The 8480-nt window shown below is 67.7% G+C and carries 6 protein-coding genes; 2 read left to right on the top strand and 4 right to left on the bottom strand.

The window, feature by feature from the left end; all coding sequences use genetic code 11:
• A partial coding sequence (locus tag ACETK3_RS02090) for an integrase core domain-containing protein (protein ID WP_373992417.1) occupies positions 1–184 on the top strand: 184 nt, incomplete at its 5' end.
• Here ACETK3_RS02090 and ACETK3_RS02085 read toward each other — a convergent pair.
• Together ACETK3_RS02085 and ACETK3_RS02080 are read right to left on the bottom strand one after the other, a co-directional pair.
• The gene (locus tag ACETK3_RS02085) at positions 181–519 is read right to left on the bottom strand and encodes a P-II family nitrogen regulator (RefSeq protein ID WP_159631736.1); all 339 of its coding nucleotides are present in this window, start codon (positions 517–519) and stop codon (positions 181–183) included. The genes ACETK3_RS02090 and ACETK3_RS02085 overlap by 4 nt on opposite strands.
• Complete coding sequence (locus tag ACETK3_RS02080) at positions 516–1868, bottom strand: ammonium transporter (protein ID WP_236798661.1); 1353 nt, start codon at positions 1866–1868, stop codon at positions 516–518. Before ACETK3_RS02080 ends, ACETK3_RS02085 begins: the two co-directional genes overlap by 4 nt.
• Before the next feature lie 226 nt (positions 1869–2094).
• On the opposite strand from ACETK3_RS02080, the gene ACETK3_RS02075 reads away from it, so the two are divergent.
• Positions 2095–3336, top strand: a complete 1242-nt coding sequence (locus tag ACETK3_RS02075) for an MFS transporter (RefSeq protein WP_237428444.1) — start codon at positions 2095–2097, stop codon at positions 3334–3336.
• 60 nt (positions 3337–3396) lie between these two features.
• On the opposite strand, the gene ftsY is transcribed toward ACETK3_RS02075, so the two are convergent.
• Together ftsY and smc are read right to left on the bottom strand one after the other, a co-directional pair.
• Positions 3397–4602 carry a signal recognition particle-docking protein FtsY gene (gene ftsY, locus ACETK3_RS02070; protein WP_236798663.1) on the bottom strand — a complete coding sequence of 402 codons (1206 nt, stop codon included), beginning with the start codon at positions 4600–4602 and terminating at the stop codon, positions 3397–3399.
• 105 nt (positions 4603–4707) lie between these two features.
• Positions 4708–8301, bottom strand: a complete 3594-nt coding sequence (smc, locus tag ACETK3_RS02065; protein ID WP_373992416.1) for a chromosome segregation protein SMC — start codon at positions 8299–8301, stop codon at positions 4708–4710.
• Between the last annotated feature and the right edge of the window lie 179 nt (positions 8302–8480).

The raw sequence follows: 8480 nt of genomic DNA, 5'->3' as shown, positions 1-8480 counted from the left end.
CGAGCGCTACAACCGCACCATGCTCGACGAATGGGCCTACGCCCGTCCCTACGCCTCCGAGGCCGAGCGTGTTGCCGCTTTCGCCGACTGGCTCCATCATTACAATCATCATCGAGGCCACACCTCACTCAACGGTCAGCCACCGGCCAGCCGCGTCACCAACCTCTCAGGTCAATACACCTAGATGGCGGCCACTCCGCGTTCCCCTGTACGGACCCGCACTGCTTCGTGGACGTCCATGGTCCAGACCTTGCCGTCCCCTGCCCTGCCGGTATTGGAGCTGGCAATGATCACGTCCAGGATGTCATCGGCCTGTTCGTCCGTTGCCAGCACTTCCACCCGGATCTTGGGCAGGAGGTCCACGTTGTATTCCGCCCCGCGGTAAACCTCGGTGTAGCCGCGCTGCCGGCCGTAGCCGCTGGCCGCGCTGACCGTCAGGCCCTGGACGCCGTAGGCTTCCAGCCCTTCCCTGATGGCTTCGAGCTTTTCCGGCCTGACGATTGCAGTGATCAGTTTCATGCCCCCACGCTTTCCTTGCCTGTTGCTGACTGTGCCTTCTGCGCTTCCGCTGCCTGCGCGGCTTCAGGGGTTAGGCCCTTGCCGGTGATCAGGTCATGCAGCGGCTGGAAGCTTCCGCCGTGGCCGCTGACGCCGAACTCGTAGGCAGTCTCGGCGTGCAGGCTGAGGTCCACACCCACCGTTTCCTGTTCCTGCGAGACGCGGAAGCCCATTGTCTTGTGGATGGCCAGGGCGATGATGGTGGTCAGGATCGCGGAGTAGGCAATGGCGATGCCGGCTGCCGCGAGCTGTGCCCAGAGCTGTGCCAGTCCGCCGCCGTAGAAGAGGCCGCCGCCAACACCGTCGGTGGGCAGGGCGATGAAGCCCAGCGCCACGGTGCCGATGATGCCGGATACCAGGTGCACGCCCACGACGTCGAGCGAGTCATCGAAGCCCCAACGGAACTTCAGGCCGACTGCCAGGGCGGAAGCTACGCCGGCCACGACTCCCAGGCCCAGGGCGCCCACGGGGCTGACGTTGGCGCAGGCCGGAGTGATGGCAACCAGGCCGGCAACCACGCCGGATGCTGCGCCGAGCGAGGTGGGGTGGCCGTCGCGGATCCGCTCAGTGACCAGCCAGCCGAGCATGGCAGCTGCCGGGGCTGCGAGGGTGTTGACCCAGATCAGGCCGCCCTGTTCGGCAGTGGTGGCTGCACCGCCGTTGAAGCCGAACCAGCCGAACCAGAGGATGGCCGCGCCGAGCATGACGAACGGAATGTTGTGCGGGCGGTGGTTGGGGTCCTTGCCGAAGCCCTTGCGGTTGCCGATGATCAGGACCAGGATGAGCGCGGCCACACCTGCGTTGATGTGGACCACCGTGCCGCCGGCGAAGTCGATGGCGGGGCCAAGGGCTTTGCCGATGGCTCCTTCAGGGCCGAAGAGGCCGCCGCCCCACACCATGTAGGCGAGCGGGCAGTAGACCAGCGTGACCCACACGGGAACGAACACGGACCAGGCGCCGAACTTGGCACGGTCTGCGATGGCGCCGCTGATCAGTGCCACCGTGATGATGGCGAACGTGGCGGCGTAGCCAACCTTGATCAGGCCATCGGGGGTGGTGATTCCCTCAAGGCCGAAGGTGGCGAACGGGTTGCCGACGATCTCCATGAACCCTTCCCCGGAGCTCATGGAGGCGCCCCACAGGACCCAGACGACGCCCACCATGCCGATGGAGATGAAGCTCATCATCATCATGTTCAGGGCTGCCTTGGCGCGGGTCATGCCGCCGTAGAAAAATGCCAGACCGGGTGTCATGAACAGCACAAGGGCTGCCGCCACCATGACCCAAACGTGACCTGCGGTAAGTTCCATGGTGCACGTCCTCTCTCATCGAATCTTGCGGAAGTACTCCGCCTGCCAACGCCTTTTGCGTCCTGTAAAGAGTGTGTGGGTGGCGTGTTTCGCCCGCGGAGGATTTAGATTGCCGGCCTGTTACAACAACCTCTAGGAAGTAAATGGTGCATATCCGCCTTGTTACGGTTATGTTTCCGCACCCGCGCAGCCACCCGGCTCCCTTTCCAGCGAGGATTTCCCCAGCATGACGGCACCACCCCGCGCCAACGGCGCCACCTCAAGGTTTTGGGCGCGGCTGCGGCCGCAGCGCGAAAGGCTCCCCCGCGACATCAAGGTGATGCTGGCCGCGGCCTTCCTCATCGCGCTTGGATTCGGGCTTGTTGCGCCCGTATTGCCCCAGTTCGCCACAACCTTTGGAGTGGGAAACACCGAGGCTGCCGTCATCGTGGCGATCTTCGCGTTCATGCGCCTGGCTTTTGCCCCGGCCGGCGGTGCATTGATCGGCAAGCGGGGAGAACGCCCCATCTACGTTGCCGGTCTGTTGATCGTGGCACTGTCCACCGCGGCGTGCGCCTTCGCCCAGGACTACTGGCAGCTGCTGCTGTTCCGCGGCCTTGGCGGGGCAGGCTCGGTGATGTTCACCGTGGCATCCATGGCCCTGGTGGTCCGGCTGGCGCCGCCTCAAAGCAGGGGAAGGGTCTCGGGAGCCTACGCCTCAGCGTTCCTGATCGGGAACGTGTGCGGGCCCATCGTGGGAGGCCTCCTGGCGGGGCTGGGCCTGCGGGTCCCGTTCCTCGCCTACGCCGCCGCCCTGCTCGTTGCCGCTTTCGTGGTTCAGACCCAGCTCAGCCATCAACGCAGGGACGGCGGAGACGCACAGAAGCGGTCACCGGACATGCGCATCGGCGAAGCCCTGGGCGCGGGCACCTACCGTTCGGCCCTCGCTTCCAGCTTTGCCAACGGCTGGGCCACCTTTGGCGTGCGGATGGCAACCGTGCCGCTGTTCGCGGCGGCCGCTTTCGGAGCAGGCCCGCAGGCTGCCGGCCTGGCCCTGGCCGTGTTCGCTGCCGGCAACGCCGCCGCGCTCACCTTCTCGGGGCGCCTGGCCGACTCGGTGGGGCGCAAGCCCATGATGATCGCGGGTTTGCTGGTGGCAGCCCTGGCAACCGCGGCAATCGGGATCACCACGGACCTGCCCTGGTTCCTGGCGGCGTCGACGCTGGCCGGCGTCGGGTCCGGCCTCTTCGGCCCAGCCCAGCAGGCTGCAGTGGCCGATGTCATCGGCAATGGCCGCTCGGGCGGCAAGGTGCTGGCCGTCTACCAGATGATGTCCGACGTCGGCGCGATCGTTGGGCCGGTCGTGGCAGGGCTGCTGGCGGACCGGCTGGGCTTCGGCTGGGCCTTTGGGGTCACCGGCGGCATCATGCTCCTGGCCGCCGTCGCCTGGCTTCCCACCCGGGAATCGCTCCGTACGGCAGGGCCGTAGCAGGCCCTGCCGGAGTTCTGGAACCAGGCCGGTTCAGGAGTCAGCCGGTTCAGCGGTCAGCTAGTTCAGCAGGGCGTCGACGAAGCTTTCGGTGTCGAACGGTGCCAGGTCGTCGGCACCTTCGCCCAGACCGATGAGCTTGACCGGCACACCGAGGGACTTCTGGATGGCCACGACGATGCCGCCCTTTGCGGTTCCGTCCAGCTTGGTCAGGACGATGCCGGTGACGTTGACCACCTCGGAGAAGACCCGCGCCTGGTTCAGGCCGTTCTGGCCGGTGGTGGCGTCCAGCACCAGCAGGACCTCATCCACCTCTGCCAGCTTCTCCACGACGCGCTTGACCTTGCCCAGTTCATCCATCAGGCCAACCTTGTTCTGCAGGCGGCCGGCGGTGTCGATCATGACAACGTCCACTTCCTGCTCGATGCCTGCCTTTACTGCCTCGTAGGCAACGGAGGCGGGGTCGGCGCCGTCGATGTCCGACTTCACGGTGGGAACGCCGACGCGCTGGCCCCACGTGGCCAGCTGCTCGGCGGCGGCGGCGCGGAAGGTGTCCGCGGCGCCCAGCAGGACGTCCTTGTCCTCGGCCACCAGCACACGTGCCAGTTTGCCCACCGTGGTGGTCTTGCCCACGCCGTTCACGCCCACCACCATCATCACGGCGGGCTTGTCGGCATGCCGCTGGACGTTCAGGCTGCGGTCCATGGTGGGATCCACGAGCTTGATGAGCTCTTCGCGCAGCATGGCCTTGACGTGTTCCGGGGTCCGGGTGCCCAGGACCTTGACCCGCTCCCGGAGGGCATCCACCAGCTGCATGGTGGGCTCGGTGCCCAGGTCCGCGAGCAGGAGTGTCTCCTCCACTTCGTCCCAGACGCTCTCGTCGATGCGGTCGCTGGACAGCAGGGCCAGCAGCCCCTTGCCCATAATGTTGTTCGAGCGGACCAGCCGTTCGCGCAGGCGGGTGAGGCGTCCCGCGACCGGAAGCGGGGTTTCAACGGGGATGGTTTCCAGCCCGGCAGCATTGTCCGGAACCATTGTGGTGTCCAGCTCATCGAGGTCGGCGCCCTGCGGGGCCGCGCGCTCGATGGTTCCCTCGCGGTCCGCCACCGCGGTGCTTCCGCCGGAGCGGATTTCGGGGTCATTGGCGTCCCGTGTACCGGGGTACCTGGTGATGTTCCTCCGCGTCTTGATCAGGACCGGGATCAAGGCCCCGATGACCACCAGCGCAGCAAGAATGGACAGGACAATGGGAAGGATGTCATTCACTCCCCTAGCTTCTCACAAACGGCTTGCCCCCTTCCGGCGCCTACCGCGCAGCTGACCTGCCCTTTTCGCCGCCGCCCGCGCTGCTGCTATTCCTCTGCGCCGCTGCTAAACCTCCGCGCCGAGGCGCTGGCTGATCACCGTGGAAACGCCGTCGCCCCTCATCGTTACCCCGTACAACGCGTCCGCCACTTCCATGGTGCGCTTCTGGTGGGTGATGACGATGAGCTGGCTGGATTCCCGGAGCTCTTCGAAGATGGTGATCAACCGGCCCAGGTTGGTGTCGTCCAGTGCCGCTTCCACCTCGTCCATGACGTAGAACGGCGAGGGCCTGGCCTTGAAGATGGCCACCAGCAGCGCCACCGCGGTCAGGGACCGCTCACCGCCGGAGAGCAGCGACAGCCGCTTGATCTTCTTGCCCGCCGGACGCGCCTCCACCTCGATGCCGGTGGTCAGCATGTCCGTGGGGTCGGTAAGGACCAACCGGCCTTCGCCGCCGGGAAAAAGGCGGTCGAAAACCCTGGTGAATTGCGCCTGGGTATCCTCGAAGGCTTCGGCGAAGACGCGCTGGACGCGGTCGTCCACTTCCTTGATGATGTCCAGCAGGTCCCGGCGGCTGGCCTTCAGGTCCTCCAGCTGGGTGCTGAGGAACTGGTGCCGTTCCTCCAGTGCCGCGAATTCCTCAAGTGCCAGGGGGTTGACCTTGCCCAGGCTGGCCAGGTCCCGTTCTGCCTTCCGCAGCCGCTTCTCCTGCTCCTGCCGGACGTAGGGCTTTCCTTCCACGATCTCTTGCCCGCCAGCATCAACGGGGGCGCGGAGGGCGGCCCATTTGTCGCTGGATTCCTCCGCAGGCACGGGCACGGGGACGTGCGGGCCGAATTCCTCCACCAGGGCCTCGGGGGTAATGCCCAGTTCATCCACGGAGCGGGTTTCCACTGCCTCGATCCTGGCCCGTTGCTGGGCCCGGGCGAGCTCGTCGCGGTGCACGTTGTCGGTGAGGTCGGCCAGTTCCCGGGCCAGGGCGTCGTTCGCTTCCCGGATGTCGCGCAGTCCGCGGTCACGCAGCTCGCGGTTCTCCTCGGCCAGGTCCCGTTCGTGCCGTGCCAGGTCCACCGAGACATCCACGTAGCCGAGTGCCAGTTCCACGCCTGCGGAAACGGCGGCTGCCCGTTTGGCCTGGATCCGGCGGCGCCGGGCGCGCTCCGCGGCTTCCTCGCGGGCACGGCGTTCGGTGGCGGCGGCGCGTTCCAGTGATGCCACCCGGTTGCGCGTGGCGGCCAGCTGCTCCTCGGCACTGCGCAGGGACAACCGTGCCTCCACCTCTGCTGCGCGGGCGGCGGAGGCGGCATGTGCCAGGGCGTCCCGCTGTTCGGTGGAGGGCTCCTCTTCAACGGGTGCTTCCTGGGCTGCCGCCAGGCGGGCGGTAACGGCCGCGAGCGCTTCCTGCTCGGCAGCGACATTCCCTTCCGCCCGCGCCAAGGACGCGGCCAGCCGTTCGCTCTCGCCCACGGCACTGCGCAGGACGGAGTTCAGGTGGCCCAGGCGTTCAGCGACCGCCGCGAGGCGGGCGTCAGATTCGTGCAGCTTGTCCAGGGCGGCGTCCGCTTCCTCCTGCGCACCTGCGCGCCGCGCCTCGGCGCCGGCCAGGGCGAACCTGTTCCGCTCCAGGTCCGCGGTGACCGCAGAAAGGCTGCGGTCGGCGTCGTCCACTGCCGCCTGTACCTCGAGCAGCGACGGTGCCTTGGCAGAACCGCCGGCCGCCGTTAACGCCGTGAAGACGTCACCCTCGCCGGTGACCACCGTGAGGCCGGGCACCGAGGCCACGAGGGTGGACGCGGCGTCGATGCCGGATACGACGGCGGTCCCGGCCAGCAGGTGCCGGACCAGGGCGAGGTGCCCCGCGGGCCCCTCCACGAGGTCGGCGGCCCATTGCGCCCCCTCGGGCAGCCGGACGGCAGGGTGGTCGCCGTCCCTCTGGTGGCCCGCCGCAGCCGAGGCGAGGAGCAGCGATGCCCGCCCGGCGTCGTCGTCCTTGAGCCGCTGCAGCACCTCAACGGCCGTGTCCTTGTCCTTGACCAGCACTGCTTCAGATGCCTGTCCCAGGGCGGCGGCGATGGCCGCTTCATAACCGGCCTGCACCGTGATCGTGGCGGCGACGCTTCCCTGCACCCCTGGAAGGCCTGATTCCAGCACGTGCCGGGCGCCGTCCTTGCGGTCGAGCCCCAGCTTGAGGGCGTCGAGCCGCGCGGCCAGGGCATCCCGTTTCCGGACTCCTTCGTTGACGGCGGCCTTGAGGTCCGTGATCTCCTGGAGCACAGCGTCCAGGGCCTCGCTTGCAGCTTCATAGTCGGCGTCGAGGGATTCTTCCCCCTCCTCCACGCCCGCCACCTGGTTCTCCAACGCCGTGAACTCGGCCTGGGCACGGGCGCGGCGTTCGGTTCCGGCGGTAAGGGATTCGCGCAGCCGTCCCAGTTCCGCCTGTGCGGACTCCACGCGGGACCTGGCGGCCGCCACCTGGCCGGCAAGCCGTGCCAGCCCTTCCCGCCGGTCGGCTGCCGCCCGGAGCTGGGCGGTGAGCCGCTGGTCCTCGGCCAGGGCCGCCTGCTCCGCTTCGGCCTTTGCGGCGCTGGCCGTCTCCAGGGCACTGCGCCTGGTTTCAATGTCCTGTTCAAGTTCGGCGAGCTCCTGCCGCACCCGGGCTGCCTGGCGTTCGAGCTGTTCGGGGTCCCTGCCCGGCGGGGGCGCGGCATCTTCCGAACCCAGCAGGCGGCTGCGCTCAGTGGCCAGCGAGCCGAGCGAGCGAAGCCGCTCCCGGGCAGTGGAGAGCCGGTACCAGGTGTCACGGGCGGCATTAAGGCGCGGTGTGGCCTCTGCCGCAAGTTGCTCCAGCGCTGCCTGCCGCCTGCGGCCCGTTTCGAGTTCCTGCTCGACGGCGGCACGCCGGGCCTTGAGCGCAGCCTCGTCCGCCACGTCCCGCTCCAGCGCCAGCTGCAACTGGACGAGGTCGTCGGCAAGCAGGCGGGCGCGGGCGTCCCTGACGTCGAACTGGACGCGCTGGGCGCGGCGGGCCACCTCCGCCTGCTTGCCCAGGGGCGTCAGCTGGCGCCGGATTTCCCCGGTGAGGTCGGTGAGGCGCTGGAGATTGGCCTGCATGGCCTCCAGTTTCCGGACCGTGCGTTCCTTGCGCCTGCGGTGCTTGAGGATCCCTGCTGCCTCCTCGATGAAGCCGCGGCGGTCCTCGGGGGTGGCGTGCAGCACGCGGTCCAGCTGGCCCTGGCCCACGATGACGTGCATCTCCCGGCCCAGCCCGGAGTCGGAAAGCAGTTCCTGGATATCCAGCAGCCGGCAGGCGGCACCGTTGATGGCATACTCGGAGCCGCCCGTACGGAACAGCGTCCGGGAAATGGTGACTTCGCTGTATTCAATGGGCAGGGCGCCGTCGGCGTTGTCGATGGTGAGCGAAACGTGTGCCCGGCCAAGGGGCGGCCGCCCGGACGTCCCGGCGAAAATGACGTCCTCCATCTTGCCGCCGCGGAGGGTTTTGGCGCCTTGCTCGCCCATGACCCAGGCCAGGGCGTCCACCACGTTGGACTTCCCGGATCCGTTGGGACCCACCACGGCGGTGACACCGGGTTCGAAGTCGAAGGTGGTGGCAGACGCAAAGGACTTGAACCCCCGGACGGTCAGGCTTTTGAGGTGCAAGGCTTTTCTGGTCTCCTGGAGCGGATAGGGCAGGATTGCGGGAACCGGCTCACTACAATCTACTGCGCAGGACCGACATTTCCCCGCAGCAGCGCCCGGAAGCCAACGCCTGCGCCACGCGTGAATATGCATGTTCCGGGCAGGCAAAGGCATAGTTAAGCTCTTGAGCCTGCGTTTTT

Source organism: Arthrobacter sp. E44 (assembly GCF_041877125.1).
GTDB lineage: Bacteria > Actinomycetota > Actinomycetes > Actinomycetales > Micrococcaceae > Arthrobacter.
The sequence above is the reverse complement of the archived record's forward strand: the minus strand, read 5'-3'. Positions and strand labels throughout refer to the sequence as shown.

Excerpts from the sequence above, each read along its gene's own strand:
- ACETK3_RS02085 (WP_159631736.1), bottom strand. The coding sequence starts at position 519 with ATGAAACTGATCACTGCAATCGTCAGGCCGGAAAAGCTCGAAGCCATC.
- ACETK3_RS02080 (WP_236798661.1), bottom strand. The coding sequence starts at position 1,868 with ATGGAACTTACCGCAGGTCACGTTTGGGTCATGGTGGCGGCAGCCCTT.
- ACETK3_RS02075 (WP_237428444.1), top strand. The coding sequence starts at position 2,095 with ATGACGGCACCACCCCGCGCCAACGGCGCCACCTCAAGGTTTTGGGCG.